We start from the raw sequence: 26,457 nt of genomic DNA on the forward strand, positions 1-26,457 counted from the left end.
ATCCTTTGTCTCTTATCTTTGCGTAAAAATTATGTTGCTTAGCGTTCTCTATATTATTGGTATCACAGCAGAAGCCATGACCGGAGCTTTAGCTGCTGGCCGCCGCCAAATGGATATGTTTGGTGTCATTATCATTGCATCTGCCACAGCCATTGGCGGTGGTTCAGTGCGAGATATGCTACTGGGCCACTATCCGCTAGGCTGGGTTAAACATCCTGAATATATTGTCATTGTTGCCATTGCTGCCATTGTGACAACCTGGGTAGCACCTCTAATGAAACATCTGCGCCATCTTTTTCTAGTGCTCGATGCTATTGGATTAATTGTTTTCTCAATTATCGGTGCACAAATCGCACTAGATATGGGACATAGCTCTATTATTGCGGCAATTGCGGCAGTCATCACTGGCGTGTTTGGTGGTGTTCTTCGCGATATGCTTTGTAACTGCATTCCTCTGGTATTTCAAAAAGAAATCTATGCCGGAGTATCTTTTGCAGCCGCCTGGATTTACATCGCCCTACAGTACACTCCTTTATCACATAATTGGATCGTGAGTATTACTCTGGTTATCGGGTTAAGCGCCCGACTTCTGGCTCTGCGCTACCGTTTAGGATTACCTGTATTCAAATATGAACATCAGGACCATTGATGCTATACAAACAATAGCTGACAAGAAATGGCTACTCAGACAACTTGAATCCCTGTACCTGATGATAAGCCAGCCTCTCAGCTAGCTGTAACATCTCTGGGTGAGTAGTGAATTCGGTAATCTGTTTCAATCGACCAGCACCGATATTCGCCATAGTTAGCCATTCTCCCCTAGGCTGTTGTTGTAAAGCCGCCCAAGTTTTCGGTACACGCGGGTTTATTGCCGCCTTCGGGAATCCTAAAGCCGCTAGCCAACTGATGAAAGGGCGTGTTTTCGCCTTTTGAAACTGTAGATATATTTTATTCGCCTTTACTTCACCAATTCCGGGGACTGTTGCAATAATTTCCGGGGTTAACTCTAGCCATGAAGCAAGATCTCCCATCAGACCATGAGCTGTCAATGCCTGCCATATACCCGAACTAATCCCCAACATATCAAGCCCCGAGCGCCCACTAAGCCATGTTAAACGAGCAATGAATTGCGTTTCACAGAGTGTAGACTCACGACGAAAACAGCTAAAAGTGTGAAACTGATCCATGTCAGGTGTCGATATTTCATCTCGCTTATCCACCCGCCATGCCACCTTGTCCAAACGAGGAATGCCCTGCCCAGCTAATGAAACGATAACTTGATCTCCGGGTAGTACATTCCACCGCTTCCAACGTGCCACAGTCCCCAGATTGACTCCTTTAACCCATTTATCGTCCAGCTTTATCGGACTAAGGTGCAAAACTGCACTTATCTTTCCCGTTCGACCAATAGTGAAATTAACGGATTTAACCTGTGCCATCTGCTGAAACGGCGGATATTTCCAGGCAATGGACCAATATCCCGGCTGTGATTGCCAATAGTGACCTGCCGGTTCTTCTTCCTGCCGAATAACAATGCCGTCCGTCACGAAAGGCAATGGAGATTGGAACCAGATTTTCCGCCAATGAACGGCATCGGTAAACGAGGTGATTGGTACACTGAATTCTTCAGACAGAGTAAAACCCATTCGATGTAGCGTTCTGAGTTTTTCCACCATTGAGGCGGGCCCATCTGGCCAGGCCCAAATGAATACGCCGATTTGCGATAATAAACTCGAAGGTGATTTTCGCATTAATGCACCCGCGACCGAAGCGCGGGCATTAATGCCACCAGAATCTTTCTGACGATGATCATGTACTCGCAGAAATAGCTCACCGTGCAAAACCAACAGCGGGGGCGCAGGGGAAATCAATGAAGGAATAGCAGAGATATATTGTGCCTTATCAGTCCAATCTTGCCCTCTGACTCCATCGCCTCGGCTAATAACCTGCGTCAGATGCCCCTGGAGATAAGTTAGTGTAACAGCGACACCATCTACCTTAGGCTGAACCCAAAGATTTTTGCGCGCTAAAATCCATTCGGATGCAGCAAGGTTTCCGGTCAGTTTTTTCAGCCCTGTATGAGCGACCGGATGCGTAACTTTATCGCTAACCCCGGCCAGAGCCGTAATGTGTGAATTAACCGCTGGCTCCAATGCTTTTACACATGACTTCCAATGACTAAGACGTTGGTGTAATTGATCATAAATATCGTCATCAATAAGACTATTTCCTTGCTGATGGTAAGCTTTATCCCACTGTCCAAACTGCTCCTCCATCTTGGCTATTTCGGTGACTAATTCATGCTCCGACCATTCTGGACATTCTGATGCAGTAGCAGCCTGACAGATCACCCAACCTAGCATCACCGCAATAAATCTCATCATCTTCATGTTATTACCTCTACCGTCCTTGGTGAACAACAGTAAAACCGCTGTACGCGTATGATTGAATCACCTAAAAGTGAAAATGCGGCGCAGCTCTATAAATACTTTTTACGTTGCTGCAACGAGCTGAAATTGCTGAATCCCTTACGCAAAATAAGTAATTTGGGCTGTTTAAACACAAAACCTTGTAGTGAAATGTGTTGTAACGCTGCATGACGTGGTTCGCCCGTGTATACTGTGCGAGGATTCACACTTCTGCTTTTTATAAATCAACCCTAATCAACTGAAACGTCATCATGGTTCAAGGCACGCTATATATTGTTTCCGCGCCCAGTGGGGCAGGAAAATCAAGCCTGATTCAGGCTTTACTGAAAACACAACCGCTGTACGACACGCAGGTTTCTATTTCACATACCACGCGTGCAAAACGTCCCGGTGAAAATCATGGTGAGCATTATTTTTTTGTTTCTGAACAAGATTTTTGCCAGATGATTGAGGATGATGCCTTCCTTGAGCATGCCAAAGTATTCGAAAATTACTATGGCACCTCACGTGCGGCTATTGAGCAAATTCTATCGACCGGCGTTGACGTCTTTTTGGATATTGACTGGCAAGGTGCCCAACAAATCCGTAGAAAGATGCCAAACGCTCGCAGTATTTTTATTCTGCCACCTTCGAAAGAAGAGTTGGACCGCCGTTTACGTGGCCGCGGGCAGGATAGTGAAGAAGTCATTGCCAAACGTATGGCACAAGCTGTCGCTGAAATGGGTCACTATGCAGAATACGATTATTTAATCGTAAATGATGATTTCAATCTGGCATTGTCCGATCTGAAAACCATTATTCGTGCAGAGCGACTGCGGTTAGACCGCCAAAAACAGCGGCATGACGCTTTAATCAGCAAATTATTGGCAGACTGAACAGAGTTTCAGTATCATGCCCAGTCATTTCGTCACCTGTGGAGTAGCAGAATTATGGCACGCGTAACTGTTCAAGACGCTGTAGAGAAAATTGGTAACCGTTTTGACCTGGTGTTGGTCGCTGCTCGTCGGGCACGTCAAATCCAGTCAGGCGGTAAAGATGCACTGGTTCCCGAAGAAAACGATAAAGTCACCGTTATCGCACTGCGCGAAATCGAAGAAGGCTTAATCACTAATCAGATCCTTGATGTCCGTGAGCGCCAAGAGCAGCAAGAGCAAGAAGCCGCAGAAATTCAAGCGGTTACTGCTATTGCCGAAGGTCGTCGTTAATTTAGTCACTAGACTGTGAGTCTGCCTTGTACCTGTTTGAAAGCCTGAATCTGCTGATTCAACGTTACCTGCCCGAGGAGCAGATTAAGCGCCTCAAACAGGCATATCTTGTTGCACGTGATGCTCACGAGGGTCAGACACGTTCCAGCGGTGAGCCTTATATTACTCACCCAGTGGCCGTTGCCTGTATTCTGGCAGAGATGCGGCTCGACTATGAAACCCTGATGGCGGCGTTATTACATGACGTCATTGAAGATACACCTGCTACTTATCAGGATATGGAGCAGTTATTTGGGAAAAGCGTAGCCGAGTTGGTCGAGGGTGTATCCAAACTCGACAAATTAACCTTCCGCGACAAGAAAGAGGCTCAGGCGGAGAACTTCCGCAAAATGATCATGGCGATGGTGCAGGATATCCGCGTCATTTTGATCAAACTGGCTGACCGCACACATAATATGCGTACTCTAGGCTCTTTACGCCCGGATAAACGCCGCCGTATCGCTCGTGAAACCCTCGAAATCTATAGCCCACTAGCCCATCGACTGGGTATTCATCATTTGAAAACCGAGCTTGAAGAGCTGGGTTTCGAGGCGCTTTATCCCAATCGTTATCGTGTAATCAAAGAAGTGGTGAAAGCCGCACGCGGTAACCGCAAGGAAATGATTCAAAAAATTCTGGCAGAGATTGAGGGAAGATTAACTGAAGCGGGAATTCCTTGTCGAGTCAGTGGCCGTGAAAAACACCTCTACTCGATCTATTGCAAGATGAACCTCAAAGAGCAACGTTTTCACTCTATTATGGATATCTACGCCTTCCGCGTTATCGTGAAGGAAGTGGATACCTGTTACCGGGTTCTTGGTCAGGCACATAGCTTGTACAAACCTCGCCCTGGCCGAGTCAAAGACTATATTGCCATTCCTAAAGCTAACGGCTATCAGTCATTGCATACCTCACTGATCGGCCCTCATGGTGTTCCTGTCGAGGTACAAATTCGTACTGAAGATATGGATCAGATGGCTGAAATGGGCGTCGCCGCACACTGGGCCTATAAGGAACAGGGCGAATCGGGTACAACAGCTCAAATCCGTGCCCAGCGCTGGATGCAAAGCCTGTTGGAATTGCAGCAAAGCGCAGGCAGCTCGTTTGAATTTATCGAAAGTGTTAAATCTGATCTGTTCCCCGATGAAATCTATGTTTTCACGCCGGAAGGGCGAATTGTCGAGTTACCTGCTGGAGCGACACCAGTTGATTTCGCCTATGCGGTGCATACCGATATCGGCCATGCCTGCGTTGGTGCTCGAGTTGATCGCCAGCCTTATCCGCTATCACAATCGCTCAGTAGCGGTCAGACTGTAGAAATTATTACTGCTCCGGGCGCTCGTCCAAATGCTGCTTGGCTCAACTTTGTCGTCAGCTCAAAAGCCAGGGCGAAAATTCGCCAATTGCTGAAAAATCTGAAGCGTGACGAATCCGTCAGCCTAGGTCGCCGTTTGCTAAATCATGCATTGGGCAACGGGCGTAAGCTGAATGATATTCCTCAAGAAAATATCCAACATGAACTGGATCGCATGAAGCTGGCATCTGTAGACGATTTGCTGGCTGAAATTGGCTTGGGTAACGCGATGAGCGTCGTTGTCGCCAAGAACTTACTCGGCGACCCAGCCAATATTGCCGCTTCAGGTACCCGAAAATTGCCGATTAAAGGCGCTGATGGCGTACTGATTACTTTTGCCAAATGCTGCCGACCTATTCCTGGCGACCCCATTATCGCCCATATTAGCCCAGGAAAAGGGCTGGTGATTCACCACGAATCATGTCGGAACATCCGCGGCTATCAAAAAGAACCTGAGAAGTTTATGGCGGTTGAATGGGACAAAGAAACCGAGCAAGAGTTTATTGCCGAAATCAAAGTCGATATGTTCAATCAGCAAGGTGCTTTAGCCAACCTCACGGCTGCAATTAATGCTGCTGAATCAAATATTCAAAGCATGAATACTGAGGAAAAGGATGGTCGGGTATACAGCGCGTTTATCCGCCTGACAACTCGGGATCGTATCCATCTGGCTAATATTATGCGTAAAATTCGTATCATGCCGGATGTAGTCAAAGTCAGCCGTAACCGCAATTAACGCCTATGAATCTCCAACGCTATGTGCGTATTTGTGAAATGCTTGCCACCAGGCAGCCAGATTTAACCGTCTGTCTGGAGCAAGTACACAAACCCCATAATGTTTCCGCTGTAATACGCACCGCCGATGCTGTCGGCATCCATCAGATCCACGCGATTTGGCCGACTACCGAAATGTATACACTGTTGTCAGCAGCGGCAGGTAGTAATAGCTGGGTTCAGGTCAAAACACATCCTGATATTGGCGATGCTGTTCAGCATTTCAAATCACAAGGAATGCAGATTCTGGCAACCCATCTCTCTGATAAAGCTGTTGATTTTAGAGAGATTGACTACACTCGCCCAACCTGTATTCTGATGGGGCAAGAGAAAACCGGCATTTCAAAACAAGCACTGGCGTTGGCCGACCAGGACATCATTATTCCGATGATCGGTATGGTGCAATCTCTGAATGTCTCCGTTGCCTCTGCGCTGATTTTGTATGAAGCTCAACGGCAACGACAAAATGCCGGGATGTATCATCGTGCTAGCAGCATGCTGACAAAAGATGAACAACAGCGACTGCTGTTTGAAGGAGGCTATCCGGTATTGGCTCAGGTTGCCAAACGCAAAGGGCTTCCCCCTCCCCATATTGATGAACAAGGCCAGGTTATTGCTGATCCGCAGTGGTGGTCTGCCATGCAAGCAACGGAGTCGTAAATGAAAGGCCGCCTGCTCGATGCCGTTCCCCTGAGTACACTCTCTGGCGTTGGCGCAAGTCAGGCGGGGAAGCTGGCCAAAATGGGTTTGGAGACCATTCAGGACCTCCTGCTTCATCTTCCTCTCCGTTACGAAGACCGCACTCGTCTTTACCGAATTAATGACCTGCTTCCCGGTATTTTTGCCACAGTAAAAGGCGAGGTGTTGCGTTCGGATATCAGTTTTGGTCGCCGACGGATGCTGACATGCCAGATCAGCGATGGCAGCGGCATTCTGACCCTACGATTCTTCAATTTTAACGCTGCGATGAAAAATAGTCTGTCACCGGGCAAGCACGTTATCGCCTATGGAGAAACCAAATGTGGCAACCACGGACCCGAAATTATTCATCCAGAATATCGCGTACATGGTGAGAATATCGGCGTTGAGTTACAAGAGTCACTCACTCCAGTTTATCCAACCACTGAGGGCATTCGGCAGGCCACGCTGAGGAAGTTAATCGATCAGGCACTGGTTCTGCTCGACACCAGTGCCATTACTGAATTACTACCAACAGAACTTAGCCGCACGTTGATTAGTTTGCCAGATGCCATCCGCACGTTGCATCGCCCACCAGCCGATATCCAGCTAGCCGATTTGGAACTGGGCAAACATCCTGCACAACGTCGGTTAATATTAGAAGAATTACTGGCTCATAACCTCAGTATGTTGGCAGTTCGCGCAGGCGCACAAAGTTATAAGGCATTGCCATTATTGGCAGAAGAACAACTCAAACCGCGTTTCCTCGCTAATCTTCCGTTTGCACCAACCTCTGCGCAAAAACGCGTGGTAGCCGAGATTGAGCGAGATCTGACCAACAAATTCCCGATGATGCGCTTAATTCAGGGCGATGTTGGATCTGGAAAAACCGTGGTTGCCGCTCTGGCCGCCTTACGGGCTATCGCACATGGTAAGCAGGTTGCCTTAATGGCGCCCACCGAGCTGTTAGCGGAGCAACATGCCAACACCTTCCGCCAGTGGTTTGAGCCTTTAGGGCTGGAAGTCGGCTGGTTGGCTGGCAAGCAGAAAGGAAAAGCCCGCATAGCGCAACAGGAAGCGATAGCCAGCGGCAAAGTCTCAATGGTAGTGGGCACCCACGCCATCTTCCAGGATCAGGTTCAATTCTCCGGTCTGGCGTTGGTCATTATTGATGAACAACATCGCTTTGGCGTCCATCAACGCCTGGCGTTATGGGAGAAGGGAGAAGAACAAGGCTTCCATCCTCATCAATTGATTATGACCGCAACGCCGATCCCGCGGACTTTAGCCATGACGGCTTATGCCGATTTAGACACATCCGTTATTGATGAGCTTCCTCCTGGCCGAACGCCAGTGACTACCGTCGCGATCCCTGATTCCAGACGCAATGAGATTATTATCCGAGTCAAAAACGCCTGCTTAGAAGAAGGCCGTCAGGCGTACTGGGTCTGTACCTTAATTGAAGAGTCTGAACTATTGGAAGCTCAGGCGGCGGAAGCAACGTGTGAAGAGCTTAAAATAGCGCTACCAGAAGTCCGGGTTGGGTTGGTACATGGGCGAATGAAAGCCGCTGAAAAACAATCTGTTATGCAGTCTTTCAAACAAGGAGAGTTACAACTTCTGGTGGCTACCACGGTCATTGAAGTTGGAGTAGATGTGCCGAATGCCAGCTTGATGATTATTGATAATCCAGAACGTCTCGGTCTGGCTCAATTACATCAGTTACGTGGCCGAGTCGGTCGTGGTGCCGTCGCATCTCACTGTGTACTGTTGTATAAAACGCCACTTAGTAAAACCGCTCAAATGCGTTTGCAGGTGCTGCGAGACAGCAATGACGGATTTGTGATTGCACAAAAAGATTTAGAGATACGTGGCCCCGGGGAGTTATTGGGCACACGGCAAACGGGTAATGCCGAGTTTAAAGTCGCAGATTTACTCAGGGATCAGGCTATGTTGCCAGAGGTGCAACGCATTGCCCGTCATCTACAACAGCAGTATCCCGACCACGCCAACGCATTGATTGAACGTTGGCTACCAGAACGATCTCGCTACACCAACGCTTAAAAAACGATAGGGAAAGCCTAGACTGGCTTTCCCTTAACCGATTGATGTTAACCTGCGACTGTCGGGAATATCGGCAACAACAGGTAAAGTTTAATAACAATGGCGTTCACGATATCAATAAAGAATGCACCAACCATTGGCACCACCAGGAAAGCCAAGTGGGATGGGCCGAAACGATCGGTAATCGCCTGCATGTTGGCTATCGCCGTCGGAGTCGCTCCTAAACCAAAGCCACAATGACCCGCAGCCAATACTGCCGCATCATAGTTTTTACCCATCACCCGGTAAGTGACGAAAATCGCATACAGTGCCATCGCCAGCGCCTGAACCACCAGAATAACCAGCATCGGCAAGGCCAGAGAAGCCAGTTCCCACAGTTTGAGACTCATCAGCGCCATCGCCAAGAACAGCGACAGACTCACGTTACCCAATACCGAAACCGCCCGGTCGAATACCTTGTAAAAACCAACCATTGCCAGGCCATTGCTTAATATTACGCCAATAAATAGCACGCAGACAAAGGTTGGTAATTCAAACATCGTACCTTGCAGCAAAGCTGAAAGATGATGACCGGCCATCAGGCAGATAGCGATCATTGCAATGGTTTCAACCATCACCAAAGGCGTAATCAAGCGGCCAGTAGAAGGTTTTTCAAACGCAGACGGTAATTCACTGTCTTCCGGTTTACCCTCTGGCGTTGAAGAATGCTTAACCAGATAACGTGCCACTGGCCCACCAATTAACCCCCCCAAAACTAAACCGAATGTAGCGCAGGCCATCGCAACTTCTGTTGCATTTTCAAAACCATAACGCTCAATAAACAGTTTACTCCAGGCCGCACCCGTGCCATGACCACCTGAAAGGGTAATGGAACCCGCCAGCAGACCCATCAACGGATCCAGCCCCATCAGTTTCGCCAATGCGATACCGATGGCATTTTGCATTAACAGCAAACCCACAACGGCGAAGACAAAAATGCTTAACGCTTTTCCGCCCGCCCGCAGGCTGGACAGGTTGGCGTTCAAACCAATAGTCGCAAAGAACGTCAGCATGAGTGGATCTTTCAGCGACATATCAAAGCTGATTTCCCAGCCGAGGGTTTTCTGCATCAGCAACATCAGCAAAGCCACCAGCAAACCACCAGCGACCGGCTCGGGAATAGTATATTTAGTTAGAAAGGGTACCGATTGTACGAGTTTTCGCCCTAGTAACAGAACCAATGTGGCCGCGACGAGCGTGCCATAGGTATCAAGATGAAACATACTGGTACTCCATGTAATAAATATTTAATAAAAATATGACGTTAGCGGAATCCTTAAAAAACGCCAAAGCAGGTTAGGGGGGATTAGAAAAAAAAATGCCGCGAATTACAAGTTTAACGACATAAAAATGAGAGAGAACAACAAATGTACGTTTTATAAAATTTGATGCGCAACCGATTGCTTTTATGAGGTGGATCATTAAAATGCCCTCTTTGCCGATTCTGGAATGCCAACCCATGACCACGCAATCCACCGAGCTCAGTACCCCACAACAAACGTCAATAGCTCAGGGTTCTACTACTGCCACACCTAGCGAGCTGATTTACCGATTGGAAGATCGCCCGCCATTACCGCAAACTCTATTTGCCGCTTGCCAGCATTTATTAGCGATGTTCGTTGCGGTTATCACTCCCGCATTACTGATATGTCAGGCTTTGGGCTTACCTGCACAAGACACTCAGCGCATTATTAGTATGTCACTATTTGCATCGGGGCTGGCCTCTATTCTGCAAATTAAAACCTGGGGGCCGGTCGGTTCCGGTCTGCTCTCGATTCAGGGAACCAGTTTCAATTTTGTTTCCCCGCTGATTATGGGTGGGCTGGCCTTAAAAAATGGCGGTGCCGATATCCCGACCATGATGGCGGCACTTTTCGGTACATTGATGGTGGCATCATGCACCGAGATTTTTCTGTCTCGCGTACTGCATATGGCCCGCCGCATCATTACACCGCTGGTATCAGGCATTGTGGTGATGATTATCGGGTTATCATTGATTCAGGTTGGGCTGACATCTATTGGCGGAGGTTATGGGGCGATGAGCGATCATACCTTTGGCGCGCCGAAGAACTTACTGCTCGCCGGTGCGGTATTAGTGGTTATTATTTTACTTAATCGCCAACGTAACCCTTATTTACGCGTAGCTTCTTTGGTTATCGCTATGGCTGTAGGCTATTTGTTGGCATGGGCAATGGATATGTTGCCCGCCAGCCAACCCGTTTCCAACACAGCGCTAATCACCATCCCAACCCCGTTCTATTACGGTTTATCCTTTGACTGGAATCTGCTGATCCCGCTAATGCTGATCTTTATGGTGACATCGCTGGAAACGATTGGCGATATTACCGCCACCTCCGATGTCTCTGAGCAGCCTGTCAGTGGGCCGCTGTATATGAAACGTTTGAAAGGCGGTGTGTTGGCTAATGGTTTGAACTCCATGGTATCGGCCATTTTCAATACATTCCCCAACTCCTGCTTCGGTCAAAACAACGGAGTCATTCAGTTAACCGGTGTTGCCAGCCGTTATGTTGGCTTTGTGGTCGCTCTCATGCTGATACTGTTGGGCCTATTCCCTGCGGTTGCCGGTTTTGTGCAACATATTCCTGAGCCGGTTCTGGGCGGAGCAACCATTGTCATGTTCGGGACGATTGCCGCATCTGGAGTGCGAATTGTCTCCCGTGAGACCTTGAATCGCCGGGCGATCATGATTATGGCACTGTCATTGGCCGTCGGTATGGGTGTCGCACAACAACCGTTAATTCTGCAATTCGCCCCTGACTGGATCAAAACGTTACTGTCTTCAGGCATTGCTGCGGGCGGGATTACCGCCATCGTGTTGAACCTGGTTTTTCCGCAAGAAAAATAACAACACGCTTCTGGTATCAACACTCAATGGCTGGCGCTTTCTTGGCTCCAGCCTTTTTTATCTTCGATTAAGGGATTATCTATTGAGGTAAGTGGGGAATTGCGGCATAAACAAAGTACCTTTATGCTGACAAACCGAGATTTACCAGATGAAAATTATCGGAAAAGTGCTGCTCACATGGGTACTGCTAGTCGTGTTGTCTATAGTGATTATCTATATAACACTACAGACCGCTTGGGGCGCTAAAAACCTGGGGAGTTGGGTCAGCGATAATAGCCAGTACCACCTTTCACTGGGTAAAATTGACCACGATTGGTCGCAACCAGGACAGATTACTTTTCGTGATGTGACCCTTTCACGCCCCAATAAGCCAGTATTCCTTAATGCTGGCCAAGTAGTTTTTGGCTTGAGTTGGCATCAACTCACTGAACCGCGGCATTTCCGCAGCCTGTTACTGCAAGACGGCAATCTTACTCTCGATCATTCTGCACCGATATTCCCTATTCAGGCCGATGCCTTACGACTGGCCAACATGACATTAAATTCCACCACTGACGGCTGGGTGATTCAAGGTAAAGAAATCAATGGCGGTATTGTCCCTTGGCAACCGCAGGTCGGCGATAGTTTGGGCGAGAAGAATCAGTTCCAGCTCAGTGCCACCGAATTATCCGTTAACGAAATACCTTTCCAACATATATTCATCAAGGGAGAAAAAAACCGTAAAGCGCTCGCACTGATAGATTTTGGTGCCAATATCGCGCAAGGTGAACTGACTGGTAATGCCAGCCGTTCAGAGGAAGGTCGTTGGCAAGTCGAACATTTGCGACTGAGTAATCTCCGCCTGCAAACCAGTAAAACACTGGATGACATCTGGCAAAGCTATACTCGGCTACCACCCATTTCGGTAAAACGGGTTGATCTTATTGATGCCCGTATTGAAGGAAAGAATTGGGCGCTGAATGATTTGGATATGACGCTGAAGAGTGTTGCTTTTGAAAATGGGAATTGGCAAAGCCATGATGGTGAACTGGAATTAAATGCCAGCGATATTATTAATGGCGATATCCACCTGATCGATCCGATTCTTACTCTGGCACTTTCTGATGTCGGCGTCACAATCAATCAGTTTTCTACCCGCTGGCAGAACGGGCTATTAAGAAGCAGCGGTAGCTGGACTCGGTCTAATCACCGCTTACAACTCAATGAGCTGGCCGCTGTTGCTCTCGAATATACCCTACCGGAAAATTGGCAGCAGCTTTGGCAGCAAAAGCTACCGGATTGGTTATCCGAGGTGCTGGTCACCAAGTTATCCGCCAGTCGAAATTTACTGATCGATATAAATCCAGATTTCCCTTTTCAAATCACGGCATTGGACGGTTTTGGCAATAATCTGCTACTGGTGAAAAATCATCAATGGGGAGTGTGGGCGGGTACATTGACGTTAAATGCCGCCAATGCCACATTCAACCGCAATGATGTGCGCCGTCCCTCTCTGGCTCTGTCCGCCAACGATCAAAATATTACTTTTAGCGATCTGAGCGCCTTTTCTTCCGATGGTTTGCTGGAAGCCAAGGCCGAAATAGGACAATCAGCAGAGCATACGTTCTCGCTGACGCTGACGGGCCGTTCCGTCGAGGTGAATCTGTTACATCATTGGGGATGGCCAACATTACCCTTTGAAGGGAAAGGAAACCTGAGTTTGCAGTTAAACGGTAATCTGGCGCAGAGCCACGCCTTTAAAAGCTCACTGAGTGGCATGTTAAAGGCGACAGGGAGCAATGGTCAGCGGATTAATCAGCTGATGCAAGGTGGAGAAGTCAGTGACGTCACGAGCCACTGAGGCGCTCTCTGCAACATAGGATCTGTCTCAGAGAGAATGAGACTAGCCCATTCGGTTGCGATAAGCGTTGTTGTCGCAGAGGCAGACCATGCTGTCGCAACCGAATTGGCAAGCAGATATCGGCTGATTAGCCCGCTTCTGGATCGTCAGCCGTCACGGGTAATACCATATAAGTACCAGAGAAAACTGCGCCAACGCTCTCATCACCAAACAGATTCACTTCCAGCTGCACCCGCGCTCTTCGTCCTCGTGCGAGACGATCCAGATCGCCACTGACCGAGCCAAGATCGGCTATCGCTCGCGGTCGTCCTGTAACCGGCGCACTGTAGCGAATATGAGCATCCGCCAGGATAATGGTGCCACCAAGCTGCCGTTCACGTAGCAAAAGCCAAATCAATCCCCATCCAGTCAAGGTTGCCAGAGAAAACAAGCTGCCAGCAAATAACGTATGATGTGGATTCTGGTTGCCCGCTTCCGGCATGGTGGTGACAAAGCGCTGCCCAGTGTACTGGCTAATACGCACCCCCATTTTTTCACTCAGCGGAATATGATCGTACCAAGCCTGCTGTAACTGACCACACCAATCAGGGCGATGCAGAATATCATCCATAGTCGCCACCGGTTTTATCATCAGAAAGTGGCGCACCGGCGTAGTTTGCGGTGCCGTAATCTCCCCCTGGCTGAGATAGCCCAGCTTGGCAAAAAAATCCACAGCATCTTCACGAGCGCTACACACCACCCGTTTCACACCTTCCTGACGGGCAACAGACTCCAGCGTCATTGCCACCAGCGTACCCAGACCTTTGTCTTGTACTGCAGGATCCACCGCCAGAAAACGTATGGCAGCCTCATTATCAGCATTGATATATAAACGTCCGACGGCAACTGGCTTGCCGTTCTCATCCACCACCATTTGGTGATGAGCCATCGCATCGTAAGCATCTTTTTCAGACCCGACTGGTTGATGCAATGGCTTGCGTAACATTTCCCAACGGAATTGATAGTAATCCTTTAGCTCTTGTTCTGTTATCGGTACGCGTAGGTGATACATAGAAGCTATCTCTCTTAGAAATTCATCAATAAAATCTATTCCGCTACCCTCAGTGATAACAGAGCCTGATATTTTCACCCTAAACCTGCAACCAGAATGTCACTGGACCATCGTTCACCAGGCTGACTTTCATCTCCGCAGCAAATTGTCCCGTTTCAGTTTTTACACCACGCTCGCGACACTGAGCAACAAAATACTGATAGAGCCTATTGGCTTCTTCGGGAATGGCACCGCGAGAAAAGCCAGGCCTCATGCCCTTTTGAGTATCAGCAACCAGCGTAAATTGGGAAACAACCAGTAAACTACCGCCTACCTGTTGGACATTCAGATTCATTTTGTCACTTTCGTCACTGAAAATCCGATACCCTAATACCCGGTCACATAAGCGCTGAGCCTTTTGTTCGTTGTCACCCTGCTCTACCCCCAGCAATACCAACAGTCCTGCATCAATCGCGCCAACTGTGACACCCTCAACATCCACACTGGCGCTTTGCGCCCGTTGAATTAAAGCAATCATAACAACCTACATCTCCTGATTTTGCGTTTCCGCGTTTTTTTCCTGCCGTCGTAAAAACCGATGTTCGCCCAAGGTTACCGTAATTTCTGCACCCAATAATACGATGCACCAACTCCAGTAAACCCATAAGAATAGAATGGGTATTACTGCCAGCACACCATAAATTAACTGGTAGGAAGGAAATAGCGTGATATAGAGTGCAAATCCTTTCTTTCCCAACTCAAACAGAATCGCCGCAACCAATGCGCCAACAAGTGCATCTTTCACCGGCACCTGGACCGTCGGCACCACACTGTAAAGCAGCCAGAAAGAAATCCACGACAGCAGTAGCGGGAAAATACGCAATACCTGCTCGATCAGGCGATTCATCCCTGTGGCGGCCAACCAGTTAAGCGACAATAGATATGAACTGATCGCCATACTCGCACCGACTAAAATCGGCCCCAGCGTTAACACCATCCAATACACGGCGAAGGAAAACACCATAGAACGCTTATTTTTACTACGCCAAATGGTGTTAAGCACACTATCTACAGAATAAATCAACAACAGGGCGGTAACGATCAGGCCGCAGGTGCCCACCGTCGTCATTCGGCTAGAGTTGGCAATAAATTGCTCGATATAATTTTGAATAACATGACCCGTGGACGGCATGAAATTAGCAAAAACAAAGCTCTTCAGCTGAATACTGATTTCCGTAAATATAGGGAATGCGGCAAAAAGTGCAAAAATAACGGTGACTAACGGCACTAGCGAAAGTAGTGATACATAGGCCAAATGCCCAGCCAACATAGTCAAACCATCTTGATCAATCCGCCGGCATAACATTCGCCCGAAGGATACACAGGGTTTTAACGGCGACGGTAAATGGAAACGCAGAAATCCTGCCATATTTGCCTCATGGTCAAAGTCATGGAATGACGGAGCAGTCAAATACCGAGGAAAGGGTTAACATTAAGGTGTTAACCCGTGATCTCATTAGGAAAAATAGGCTGGAATAACGGTTTTGTCAGTTACATGTACCACATTAATACCTAACGCTGCTGCCGCTTCAATGTTGGCGGCTACATCATCAAAGAAAACCGCCCGCTCAGGTGGGAAATTTTCATGATTTAAAACATGATGATAAATCTCAGCATCTGGTTTACGCATCCCCAAATCCTGCGATAAATACATCTGATCGACCGCCGCGGCGACTTCTGGGTAATGTTGAGGCCAGTAATTGCAATGCAGCCGATTAGTATTGGAGAGCACCACCACCCGATGACCTTCCTCCCGCAATTTATTCATGACAGCGATCACTTCAGGGCGTAAGCCGACAAAAATGGCTTGCCAGCCGAGAGCAAATTGCTCAAAACTCAAGGATAGCCCCATTTCATCACTGAACTGGCGTGCGAATTCCTCATCGCTGACTTCACCCCGCTCATGCTGCTGAAATATTTCTCCCATGGAAAAACGTTCAGTCAAAGTCGCCAGCGGAATACTGCTCAGATTGCTCCAGACACCCAATACGCGTTTGAAGTCGATATCAACAATCACATTCCCTAGATCAAAGATATACAGCATAGCGCTCTCCCAAAATTGAAGGTGAGTTCACTGTAACGATAAAAAGGAATGCTGAATAGACAGATGAGAAAAAAGGAAAGAATAGAAGAGGAAGAACCGAAAGAAGAAAAAAAGAACTCAGGGCGAGAATATCGCCCTAAGTGTCTGTTATAGCTTAAAAAGGATTAACCTTCTTTGCTACCACGGCCAGCACGCTTACGATCGTTTTCCGTCAGGTGACGCTTACGGATACGGATAGATTGCGGGGTTACTTCAACCAGTTCGTCGTCATCGATGAACTCCAACGCCTGCTCCAGGGTTTTCTTGAGGAAAGGAACCAGAGTGGTTGCTTCATCAGTACCAGATGCACGCATGTTGGTCAGTTGCTTACCTGTCAGGCAGTTTACAGTCAGATCGTTAGAACGTGAGTGAATACCGATAATCTGGCCTTCATACACTTCAGTACCGTGACCGATAAACAGCTTGCCGCGATCCTGTAGTTTGTACAGTGCGAACGCAACAGCTTTACCCTGACCGTTAGAAACCAGCACGCCGTTCTGACGTTGGCCGATTTCACCCGGACGCACATCATCGTAATGACTGAATGTGGAGTACAGCAGGCCAGTACCAGAGGTCATGGTCATGAATTCGGTACGGAAACCGATCAGGCCACGGCTAGGGATGGAGTAATCCAAACGGATACGCCCCTTGCCATCTGGAACCATATCTTTAACGTCGCCTTTGCGCTCACCCATGGCTTGCATTACTGCGCCCTGGTGTTGCTCTTCAATATCCAGCGTTACGTTTTCAAACGGCTCTTGCATGCGGCCATCAATCATACGGTTGATAACTTTAGGACGAGATACCGCCAGTTCGAAACCTTCGCGACGCATATTCTCGATCAGAACCGACAGGTGAAGTTCACCACGGCCTGAAACGCGGAATGCATCAGCATCTTCAGTTTCTTCAACACGCAATGCCACGTTGTGGATCAACTCTTTGTTCAGACGGTCAAGAATCTGACGTGAAGTCACATACTTACCTTCTTTACCACAGAATGGAGAGGTGTTGACGCAGAAGTACATAGTTACGGTTGGTTCATCAACAGACAGTGCTGGCAATGCTTCAACAGCATTCACATCACAAATGGTATCAGAGATGTTCAACTCGCCCAGACCGGTGATCGCAACGATATCGCCAGCTTCAGCCACGGTTGCTTCAATACGCTCCAGACCCATGTGAGTCAGAACCTTACCTACTTTACCGTTACGGGTTTTGCCTTCACTATCGATGATAGTAACTTGTTGGTTCGGCTTAACTTTACCGCGTTTGATACGGCCAATACCGATAACACCAACATAGTTGCTGTAGTCCAGCTGAGAGATTTGCATCTGGAATGGTGCTTCCAGCTCAACTTTTGGCGCAGCTACATGATCAATAATCGCTTGATACAGCGGGGTCATGTCTTCAGCCATGTCATTGTGGTCTTCACCAGCAATACCCAACAATGCAGATGCATAGATGATTGGGAAGTCCAGTTGTTCGTCAGTCGCATCCAGATTTACGAACAGATCGAAGACCTGATCAACAACCCAGTCAGGACGCGCGCCCGGACGGTCAACCTTGTTGATAACCACGATTGGTTTCAGACCGTTAGCAAAGGCTTTCTTGGTCACGAAACGAGTCTGCGGCATCGGGCCATCCATTGCGTCGACGACCAGCAGCACAGAGTCAACCATAGACATAACACGCTCAACCTCGCCGCCGAAATCGGCGTGTCCAGGGGTATCCACGATGTTGATGCGGTAGTCTTTCCAATTAATGGCAGTATTTTTTGCGAGGATGGTTATCCCACGCTCTTTCTCCAAATCGTTGGAGTCCATTACACGTTCAGTTGCTTCTGCACGCTCACCGAACGTACCAGATTGTTGTAGCAACTTATCAACCAGGGTAGTTTTCCCATGGTCAACGTGCGCAATAATGGCGATGTTACGCAGATTCTCGATCACAGCTTTTTTGCCTCAGGCATTTTAGAAATAGCGCGCTATTGTACACGTATTAAGCGAGGGACTAAACAAGATCACAACCATATCTTATAAACAACCTGACATAGGTCAGATTGTGATCTCTTTCACGGTGCGAAAATGGCCTCACAGCCTAGTTTTGCACCAATACAGTGCCCAGTAACGCAAAGGAAGCACCAAAATAGTGCAAAATAACTATCCTGGTGCATACTGAATATCAACAAACCCCCATGATATGGCATAAATGGGTGCTTTGAAAAGTTGGCACAGTTTTCGCAATACTCTTTTTAAGCTAAAAAAGTCTTGTTATAGACAAAAATGGCAGCTACACCATAACCTCAGTACACCACGGTAATCGTTCCACGACGACGACTACGACAAATCCGGGAGAGATAAGTATGTCCGCTGAACATGTTTTGACGATGCTGCATGAGCACCAAGTGAAATTTGTTGATTTACGTTTCACTGATACCAAAGGGAAAGAACAACACGTCACCATTCCCGCTCATCAAGTCAACGCTGACTTCTTTGAAGAAGGCAAAATGTTTGATGGCTCCTCGATTGGTGGCTGGAAAGGCATTAACGAATCCGACATGGTATTGATGCCAGATGCCAGCACTGCAGTGATGGATCCATTCTTCGCAGATTCTACCCTGATTATCCGTTGTGACATTCTGGAACCCGGCACCATGCAGGGTTATGACCGTGACCCACGTTCTATCTCCAAACGTGCAGAAGACTTCCTGAAATCTTCAGGTATCGCAGATACCGTGCTGTTCGGACCAGAACCTGAATTCTTCTTGTTTGACGATATTCGCTTTGGCAGCAGCATCCGTGGCTCCCACGTTGCTATCGATGATATCGAAGGCGCATGGAACTCCAGCACCAAATACGAAGGTGGTAACAAAGGCCATCGTCCCGCAGTAAAAGGCGGTTACTTCCCGGTTCCCCCAGTTGATTCCGCGCAAGATCTGCGTTCTGCCATGTGTTTAACCATGGAAGATATGGGTCTGGTTGTTGAAGCACATCACCACGAAGTCGCCACTGCTGGTCAGAACGAAGTGGCTACCCGCTTCAATACCATGACCAAGAAAGCGGATGAAATCCAAATCTACAAATATGTCGTGCACAACGTAGCGCATGCCTATGGTAAGACAGCGACTTTCATGCCAAAACCTATGTTTGGTGATAACGGCTCAGGCATGCATTGCCATATGTCGTTGTCCAAAAACGGTACTAACCTGTTTGCGGGCGATAAATACGGTGGCCTGTCTGAAATAGCACTGTTCTACATCGGCGGTATCATCAAGCACGCTAAGGCAATTAACGCCTTGGCAAACCCGACGACCAACTCCTACAAACGTTTGGTTCCAGGTTACGAAGCACCAGTAATGCTGGCTTATTCAGCCCGTAACCGTTCTGCTTCTATCCGTATCCCAGTCGTTGCCAGCCCGAAAGCCCGCCGTATTGAAGCACGCTTCCCAGATCCTGCGGCTAACCCATACCTGTGCTTCGCAGCACTGCTGATGGCGGGTCTGGATGGTGTCATTAACAAAATCCATCCTGGTGATGCAATGGACAAAAACCTGTACGACCTGCCACCGGAAGAAGAAGCTGAAATTCCAAAAGTTGCAGGCTCTCTGGACGAAGCGCTGGCAGCACTGAGCGAAGATCGTGAATTCCTGACTCGTGGTGGTGTATTCACTGACGACGCTATCGATGCTTACATCGAACTGCGTAAAGAAGAAATGGATCGCGTGCGCATGACTCCACATCCAGTTGAGTTCGAACTGTATTACAGCGTTTAGTTTTAATATTTATACCCAATAGATTTCAAGGCGTAGGAAGGCGGTGAACGAGAGTAGCCAACACATCTACAATTTGAAAGCTGACGGGTTGTTGCCGTGGAAACTTTTGGCCCATCTTACGATGGGCTTTTTTCTCCACTGAGCCTTATTTTCACAGTAACCTGACAACAGCGATTACGTTGGATTTTCAGGATAAATGCACTTAATCAGTGCTGGAGTCTGCTTTATGGCAACAGGCACGCTGCCCGATGCTGGGCAGATCCTCAACTCTCTCATTAACAGCATCCTGCTGTTGGATGATGATCTGGCCATTCACTACGCCAATCCCGCCGCCCAACAACTGTTGGCGCAAAGCTCTCGTAAACTTTTTGGTACACCGTTGCCGGATTTATTAGGCTATTTTTCCCTCAATATTCCATTAATGCGGGAAAGTTTAATCTCTGGTCAGGGTTTTACCGATAACGAAGTGACTTTGGTGGTTGATGGGCGAGCACATATTTTATCGCTGACGGCACAGGCGTTATCCGAAGGATTTATTCTGTTTGAATTAGCAGCAATGGATAACCAACGTCGGCTCAGCCAGGAGCAACTACAGCACGCTCAGCAGGTTGCTGCTCGTGATCTGGTTCGCGGGCTGGCTCATGAGATTAAAAATCCCCTTGGCGGATTACGCGGAGCCGCGCAGCTTCTGGCTAAAGCTCTGCCCGACCCTTCACTACTCGAATACACCAAAGTGATTATTGAACAGGCCGATAGGTTACGTAATCTTGTGGATCGGTTGTTAGGGCCGCAACGCCCTGGCCAGCATATCAATCAGAGTATTCATCAGGTTGCTGAGCGAGTTTGCCAGTTGGTTTCGTTGGAAAAACCGGATAACGTCACACTGATTCGCGACTATGATCCTAGCTTGCCTGAGCTGGCGCATGATCCTGATCAAATTGAACAGGTGCTACTTAACATTACCCGTAATGCCTTGCAGGCATTGGGCGAAAGCGGTGGCACAATCACACTCCGCACCCGGACAGCCTTTCAACTCACGCTACACGGTGTTCGCTACCGTCTGGCTGCACGGATTGATATTGAAGATAACGGCCCCGGTATACCCGCCCAACTACAAGATACATTGTTCTACCCAATGGTCAGTGGTCGCGAGGGCGGAACCGGCCTTGGCCTATCCATAGCGCGCAGTCTTATCGATCAACATTCGGGTAAAATTGAATTTAACAGTTGGCCGGGACACACCGAATTTTCTGTCTACCTGCCTATTCGCCAGTGAGGTTTCTATGCAACGAGGGATAGTCTGGGTCGTCGATGACGATAGCTCCATCCGCTGGGTGCTCGAACGTGCGTTAACTGGGGCGGATCTGAACTGTGTCAGTTTTGACAACGGTAATGCCGTTCTGGACGCATTAACCACGCAAACACCAGACGTGTTGTTATCGGATATTCGCATGCCTGGCATGGATGGTTTGGCTCTGCTAAAACAGATAAAGCAACGCCACCCGATGCTCCCGGTCATCATAATGACCGCTCATTCAGATTTGGACGCTGCCGTCAGTGCCTATCAACAAGGGGCGTTTGATTATCTGCCAAAACCCTTCGATATTGACGAAGCGGTAGCGCTGGTAGAACGAGCCATCAGCCATTATCAGGAACAGCAACAACCACCACGTAGCCAGCCTTCTAGCGGGTCGACTGCTGATATTATCGGTGAAGCACCAGCAATGCAGGATGTTTTCCGTATTATCGGACGCCTTTCCCGCTCATCGATCAGCGTGCTGATTAACGGTGAATCCGGTACCGGTAAAGAATTGGTGGCCCACGCTCTTCATCGCCATAGCCCACGAGAAAAGGCTCCGTTTATCGCGCTGAATATGGCGGCAATCCCAAAGGATTTGATTGAATCCGAGCTTTTTGGTCATGAAAAAGGGGCTTTTACCGGAGCCAGTCAGGGGCGTCAGGGGCGATTTGAACAAGCCGATGGCGGAACCTTATTCCTCGATGAAATCGGCGATATGCCAATGGATGTGCAAACCCGATTGCTACGCGTGCTGGCCGATGGCCAGTTTTATCGGGTTGGAGGTTACGCGCCGGTCAAAGTCGATGTCCGGATCATCGCGGCAACTCACCAGAATCTGGAACTGCGCGTCCAGGAAGGCAAATTCCGCGATGACCTGTTTCATCGCTTAAACGTTATTCGGGTGCATTTGCCACCCTTACGGGAACGCCGGGAGGATATTCCTCGCCTGGCCCGTTACTTTTTACAGGTTGCAGCTAAAGAGCTCGGCGTGGAGGCCAAAAACCTTCATCCTGAAACTGAGATTGCATTAACTCGCCTGCCGTGGCCTGGGAACGTCCGACAGTTGGAAAATACCTGTCGCTGGCTAACGGTCATGGCGGCCGGACAAGAAGTGCTAATTCAAGATTTACCGAGCGAGCTGTTTGAAACTACCACTCCCGATGTGACCAGTCAGGCGTTGTCGGACAGTTGGGCAACACTGTTAGCTCAGTGGGCGGAGAAAGCCTTGCGTTCAGGACATCAGGATTTGTTATCAGAAGCACAGCCAGAAATGGAGCGCACATTACTCACCACCGCGTTGCGACATACTCAGGGGCATAAGCAGGAAGCCGCTCGCTTACTGGGTTGGGGGCGAAACACCCTGACCCGGAAGCTGAAAGAATTGGGCATGGAATAATCATCTGGCGTTGACACCCTCCTCGCCATCAAGTGCGAGGAGGATAGTGATCAGATAACTCGAGAAAACTGTTGTTTGCGCACTTGTTTCCGTAGATAGATATCAAAGCACATACAGATATTACGAATCAGCAAGCGACCACGAGGCGTAACCCGAATTCCCTTCTCATCCCGCTCCACCAGTCCATCGTGTTCAAATGGCGCAAGCAATGCCAAATCCTCGGTAAAATAATCTGCAAAAAGAATGCCATATTGCTGCTCTATCGCCGCGTAATTTAGCTGAAAATGACAAATCAGCGTTTTAATCACGTCTCGACGGATACAATCATCTTCGGTCATTACCAGCCCTCGCCACAGCGCATTCCCTTGTTTTTCGACACAGGCATAGTAAGTTTTCAGATCTTTTTCATTTTGCGCATAACTGTCACCCAACATACTGATAGCCGATACGCCAAGCCCCAACAGATCGCTTTCCCCTTGAGTGGTATATCCTTGGAAGTTACGATGCAGCGTACCTTCCCGCTGGGCTACCGCCAGTTCATCATCAGGGCGAGCAAAGTGATCCATACCAATAAATTGGTAACCGGAGTCGGTCAGGAAACTAATGCTATGTTGCAGAATATCCAAACGTTGCTCTGGGCTGGGTAAATCTTCATCTTTGATTTTTCGCTGTGCGGCGAATAAAGCGGGCAAATGGGCGTAGTTAAACACACTAAGCCGATCAGGATTCAGCTCCACGACTCGTTTCAACGTGAAGGCAAAGCTTTCTGGCGTCTGTTTGGGTAAACCATAGATTAAATCGATATTGGTCGAATTGAATCCCAAAGCTTTAGCGCGGGCGATAAGTGCAAAGATGAAATCTTCATCTTGCTCACGGTTCACCAAACGCTGCACTTCTTTATTGAAATCCTGCACTCCCATGCTCAGTCGGTTAAAACCTTCAGCACGCAAGTGGTCAATAACATCCAGTTCTATTTCGCGAGGGTCGACTTCGATAGATTGTTCCGCACCGGGCAGAAAATCAAAATTTTCCCGTAGCAGATTCATCAACTGGGTTATTTGCGTTTTATTCAAGTAGGTTGGCGTACCGCCACCCCAGTGCATCTGGCTAACCTGACGACCTTTGAATAAAGTGGCTTGCTGACGAATTTCCTTTTCCAGCACCGCCAGATATTCATCAGCCTTATGCTGCTGACGAGTAACCAGTTTATTGCAGCCGCAAAAGTAGCAAAGTTTATGGCAAAACGGGATGTGAACGTACAGCGAAAGCGGTCGTTCGGGATAACGTCCTGCCGCCAACTTAAAAGCCGCGTCATTGTAGGCTTCACTAAACTCAAGAGCCGTGGGATACGAAGTATAGCGAGGACCTGAATAGTTATATTTTTGAATTAGAGCCAGATCCCAAACAATAGCGTGCTCAGACATGTTTATTCCTTCCGATATTTTCGTCTACCGGGCCGGTTAAAGGGCGACTGTTTACGTTGTCTGGTCGCGGAAGCGCTGCGCAAGCGGGATTTCCGTTGCGACAGCCGCCATAGTTTACCCAATAACCACAACAGATAACATGTAAGGAGTAAGGTTATTGTCGGGATGACCCAATTCATGACTTAGAAATCGTCTTTAGAACTTCCACGCTTCAATAGCTGTAAAATATCTTCCTGCTTTTCTTCCGGTTTCTCGCCATCTTCGTCATCGCCAAGCTCAATACCCAATTGCTCCATCAATGCATCGATACGATCCAGCGTCAGATCGACATAAGCTTGGTCTTCTTTACCCAAGACTTCATCATTATCCAGACGATCCAGTAATGCATCCAGGCGCTCATCATTTTCCAGCTTAGCCAGCTCTTCTTCCGGCGTCAGGCGTGGTTTAACGACAGGTTTGGTCATTAGCTTGGCTTTTACTTTACTCTCAACCACCAGCGGCACAGGCACTTTGCTGCCAATGCGTGGATCTTTTTCCTGAGCCGATGTTTGACCTTTCTTATTGTTGGATTCCACATTGGTTCTCGCTCCTGAGCGATGACCACTGTGTCTTTTCTGGCGTTTACGTTCGCGGGCTTCAATATCAAGCTCTACACGGGTCTTTTTATTACGCTTCGGTGTTGCTGTTTTGGCGCGCGGTGCTTTCGTTGGTTGCTTCATAACCTTTACTCTTAAATGGGTAGATAAATCTGGGATTGGATTTAGTATAGGATTGCGGCGGAATCTAGCAGAAAGCAGGCAAAGAAAAAAGGCGGCAGGTTAACCTGTCGCCTTTTTTCGCACCTTCTGCGGAAGGATATCCTTACAGCGCACTCCATGCACTCGTACAACATCCCTATTTATCCCTTACCTAAACTGCGTTCCATGCTGATTCGATCCCTGAAACCACTGCTCCAACTCACTTTCCTTTGCATCGCTCTGTTCAGGTATTAATGTATTCTTTTTTTTATCCGGCTCAAAAGCCACTATCCTGACTCGTCCGTGCGTCATCATCCATTTATCTTTACTGTTCCATCACGATTCCCTGATATAACAACCCATCCCGCGTTGTTTATCCTATCCGTGTCAGTACACTCCGATACGAGTAATAAACTTTACTAGCCGATTTTTTTTACTCAATAGACCAGCACCAATACAGTTGACTCAATGCGGATCAAAATTATAATACATTGTTTTTAAATCAAGTTTTCTTAACGGTTATTAAAAAATAAGACATCGCTGTAATAATTTATGGGCAATCACTTACAAAACAGCAAGTTCAGCCAGCCAGATTGAGATACTGAGAGTAAAACGAGATAAACCCCCCGCTTTCCCGCCGATGTAGTTATAATCCCCTCATGTTAGCTATCTCTTACGGAGACGAAAAATTTTGACCATTAAAAACTATAACTATCATATGACCCATTTCGTCATCAGTGCTCCGGATATTCGCCACCTTCCGCGCGATGAAGGCATTGAAGTCGCGTTTGCTGGCCGTTCAAATGCGGGTAAATCCAGCGCGCTCAACACGCTGACTAATCAGAAAAGTTTGGCTCGTACCAGTAAAACGCCAGGACGTACGCAGTTGATCAACCTGTTTGAAGTCACCGATGGCATCCGTCTGGTTGATTTACCGGGTTATGGCTACGCCGAAGTGCCAGAAGAAATGAAGCTGAAATGGCAACGTGCGCTGGGTGAATACCTGCAAAAACGTAACTGTCTAAAAGGGTTAGTCGTGTTGATGGATATTCGCCATCCACTGAAAGATTTGGATCAGCAGATGATTACCTGGGCAGTTGCCGTAGGAACGCCAGTCATGCTGCTACTGACAAAGGCCGATAAACTGGCCTCCGGTGCGCGCAAAGCGCAGTTGAATATGGTTCGGGAAGCCATTATTCCGTTTATGGGCGATATTCAGGTCGAAACGTTCTCTTCGCTGAAAAAGATTGGTGTCGATAAGCTACGAGAAAAACTGGATACCTGGTTCAGTGAAATTCCACCGGAAGTGATGGATGATCTGAATGATGAGGAAGGCGAGTAAAATTTCTCGCATTTATTAGCAGGCA

21 protein-coding genes are annotated in these 26,457 nt (G+C 48.1%); 12 read left to right on the top strand and 9 right to left on the bottom strand.

Annotated elements, in window-relative coordinates; translation table 11 throughout:
* The first annotated feature begins 31 nt into the window (after positions 1-31).
* The gene (locus DJ39_RS02150) at positions 32-649 is read left to right on the top strand and encodes a trimeric intracellular cation channel family protein (protein WP_004721249.1); all 618 of its coding nucleotides are present in this window, start codon (positions 32-34) and stop codon (positions 647-649) included.
* 31 nt (positions 650-680) lie between these two features.
* On the opposite strand, the gene ligB is transcribed toward DJ39_RS02150, so the two are convergent.
* Positions 681-2,390: an NAD-dependent DNA ligase LigB gene (ligB, locus tag DJ39_RS02155; RefSeq protein ID WP_004721251.1), complete on the bottom strand. Its 1,710-nt coding sequence runs from the start codon at positions 2,388-2,390 to the stop codon at positions 681-683.
* 290 nt (positions 2,391-2,680) lie between these two features.
* On the opposite strand from ligB, the gene gmk reads away from it, so the two are divergent.
* Genes gmk through recG form a run of 5 tightly spaced genes read left to right on the top strand, consistent with a single transcriptional unit; the run spans position 2,681 to position 8,543 of the window.
* Positions 2,681-3,304 carry a guanylate kinase gene (gmk, locus tag DJ39_RS02160; protein WP_004721255.1) on the top strand — a complete coding sequence of 208 codons (624 nt, stop codon included), beginning with the start codon at positions 2,681-2,683 and terminating at the stop codon, positions 3,302-3,304.
* A 54-nt stretch (positions 3,305-3,358) separates the two neighbouring features.
* Positions 3,359-3,634, top strand: coding sequence for a DNA-directed RNA polymerase subunit omega (gene rpoZ, locus DJ39_RS02165; protein ID WP_004392061.1), 276 nt, complete (start codon positions 3,359-3,361; stop codon positions 3,632-3,634).
* 26 nt (positions 3,635-3,660) lie between these two features.
* Positions 3,661-5,763 carry a bifunctional GTP diphosphokinase/guanosine-3',5'-bis pyrophosphate 3'-pyrophosphohydrolase gene (spoT, locus tag DJ39_RS02170; RefSeq protein WP_004721257.1) on the top strand — a complete coding sequence of 701 codons (2,103 nt, stop codon included), beginning with the start codon at positions 3,661-3,663 and terminating at the stop codon, positions 5,761-5,763.
* 5 nt (positions 5,764-5,768) lie between these two features.
* Complete coding sequence (trmH, locus tag DJ39_RS02175; RefSeq protein WP_004721259.1) at positions 5,769-6,461, top strand: tRNA (guanosine(18)-2'-O)-methyltransferase TrmH; 693 nt, start codon at positions 5,769-5,771, stop codon at positions 6,459-6,461.
* Positions 6,462-8,543 carry an ATP-dependent DNA helicase RecG gene (gene recG, locus DJ39_RS02180; protein ID WP_004721261.1) on the top strand — a complete coding sequence of 694 codons (2,082 nt, stop codon included), beginning with the start codon at positions 6,462-6,464 and terminating at the stop codon, positions 8,541-8,543.
* 47 nt (positions 8,544-8,590) lie between these two features.
* Here the strand turns inward: recG and gltS are convergent, their stop codons facing one another.
* A complete protein-coding gene (gene gltS, locus DJ39_RS02185) occupies positions 8,591-9,805 on the bottom strand; it encodes a sodium/glutamate symporter (RefSeq protein ID WP_004721263.1) in 1,215 nt (404 codons plus the stop codon).
* Between the two features lie 236 nt (positions 9,806-10,041).
* On the opposite strand from gltS, the gene DJ39_RS02190 reads away from it, so the two are divergent.
* Together DJ39_RS02190 and DJ39_RS02195 are read left to right on the top strand one after the other, a co-directional pair.
* A complete protein-coding gene (locus DJ39_RS02190) occupies positions 10,042-11,448 on the top strand; it encodes a uracil-xanthine permease family protein (RefSeq protein ID WP_038244765.1) in 1,407 nt (468 codons plus the stop codon).
* A gap of 148 nt (positions 11,449-11,596) precedes the next feature.
* Positions 11,597-13,288 (top strand): AsmA family protein, encoded by a 1,692-nt coding sequence (locus DJ39_RS02195; RefSeq protein ID WP_004721266.1) that lies wholly within the window; start codon positions 11,597-11,599, stop codon positions 13,286-13,288.
* A 127-nt stretch (positions 13,289-13,415) separates the two neighbouring features.
* On the opposite strand, the gene fabY is transcribed toward DJ39_RS02195, so the two are convergent.
* From fabY to typA, 5 genes are all read right to left on the bottom strand, one after another.
* A complete protein-coding gene (gene fabY, locus DJ39_RS02200) occupies positions 13,416-14,339 on the bottom strand; it encodes a fatty acid biosynthesis protein FabY (RefSeq protein WP_038244772.1) in 924 nt (307 codons plus the stop codon).
* Positions 14,340-14,418: 79 nt separating this feature from the next.
* The gene (dtd, locus tag DJ39_RS02205; RefSeq protein ID WP_004721273.1) at positions 14,419-14,856 is read right to left on the bottom strand and encodes a D-aminoacyl-tRNA deacylase; all 438 of its coding nucleotides are present in this window, start codon (positions 14,854-14,856) and stop codon (positions 14,419-14,421) included.
* Between the two features lie 6 nt (positions 14,857-14,862).
* Positions 14,863-15,747: a virulence factor BrkB family protein gene (locus DJ39_RS02210; protein WP_004721276.1), complete on the bottom strand. Its 885-nt coding sequence runs from the start codon at positions 15,745-15,747 to the stop codon at positions 14,863-14,865.
* Positions 15,748-15,834: 87 nt separating this feature from the next.
* A complete protein-coding gene (gene yihX / locus DJ39_RS02215; RefSeq protein WP_004721278.1) occupies positions 15,835-16,422 on the bottom strand; it encodes a glucose-1-phosphatase in 588 nt (195 codons plus the stop codon).
* Between the two features lie 164 nt (positions 16,423-16,586).
* Entirely contained in the window at positions 16,587-18,410 is a 1,824-nt protein-coding gene (typA, locus tag DJ39_RS02220) for a ribosome-dependent GTPase TypA (protein ID WP_004721279.1), read from the bottom strand.
* Between the two features lie 413 nt (positions 18,411-18,823).
* Between typA and glnA the strand changes: the two genes are divergently transcribed.
* From glnA to glnG, 3 genes are all read left to right on the top strand, one after another.
* Positions 18,824-20,233 (top strand): glutamate--ammonia ligase, encoded by a 1,410-nt coding sequence (gene glnA, locus DJ39_RS02225; RefSeq protein ID WP_004721280.1) that lies wholly within the window; start codon positions 18,824-18,826, stop codon positions 20,231-20,233.
* 226 nt (positions 20,234-20,459) lie between these two features.
* Positions 20,460-21,509, top strand: a complete 1,050-nt coding sequence (gene glnL / locus DJ39_RS02230) for a nitrogen regulation protein NR(II) (RefSeq protein ID WP_038244784.1) — start codon at positions 20,460-20,462, stop codon at positions 21,507-21,509.
* Between the two features lie 7 nt (positions 21,510-21,516).
* On the top strand, positions 21,517-22,929 hold the full coding sequence (gene glnG, locus DJ39_RS02235) for a nitrogen regulation protein NR(I) (protein ID WP_038251125.1): 1,413 nt from the start codon (positions 21,517-21,519) through the stop codon (positions 22,927-22,929).
* Positions 22,930-22,979: 50 nt separating this feature from the next.
* Here the strand turns inward: glnG and hemN are convergent, their stop codons facing one another.
* Positions 22,980-24,353: an oxygen-independent coproporphyrinogen III oxidase gene (hemN, locus tag DJ39_RS02240; protein ID WP_004721285.1), complete on the bottom strand. Its 1,374-nt coding sequence runs from the start codon at positions 24,351-24,353 to the stop codon at positions 22,980-22,982.
* A gap of 182 nt (positions 24,354-24,535) precedes the next feature.
* The gene (yihI, locus tag DJ39_RS02245; protein WP_004721287.1) at positions 24,536-25,072 is read right to left on the bottom strand and encodes a Der GTPase-activating protein YihI; all 537 of its coding nucleotides are present in this window, start codon (positions 25,070-25,072) and stop codon (positions 24,536-24,538) included.
* A 709-nt stretch (positions 25,073-25,781) separates the two neighbouring features.
* On the opposite strand from yihI, the gene yihA reads away from it, so the two are divergent.
* The gene (yihA, locus tag DJ39_RS02250) at positions 25,782-26,432 is read left to right on the top strand and encodes a ribosome biogenesis GTP-binding protein YihA/YsxC (protein WP_004721288.1); all 651 of its coding nucleotides are present in this window, start codon (positions 25,782-25,784) and stop codon (positions 26,430-26,432) included.
* The last annotated feature ends 25 nt before the right edge of the window (positions 26,433-26,457 follow it).

It is taken from the genome of Yersinia ruckeri ATCC 29473 (genome assembly GCF_000754815.1).
GTDB classification, from domain to species: domain Bacteria; phylum Pseudomonadota; class Gammaproteobacteria; order Enterobacterales; family Enterobacteriaceae; genus Yersinia; species Yersinia ruckeri.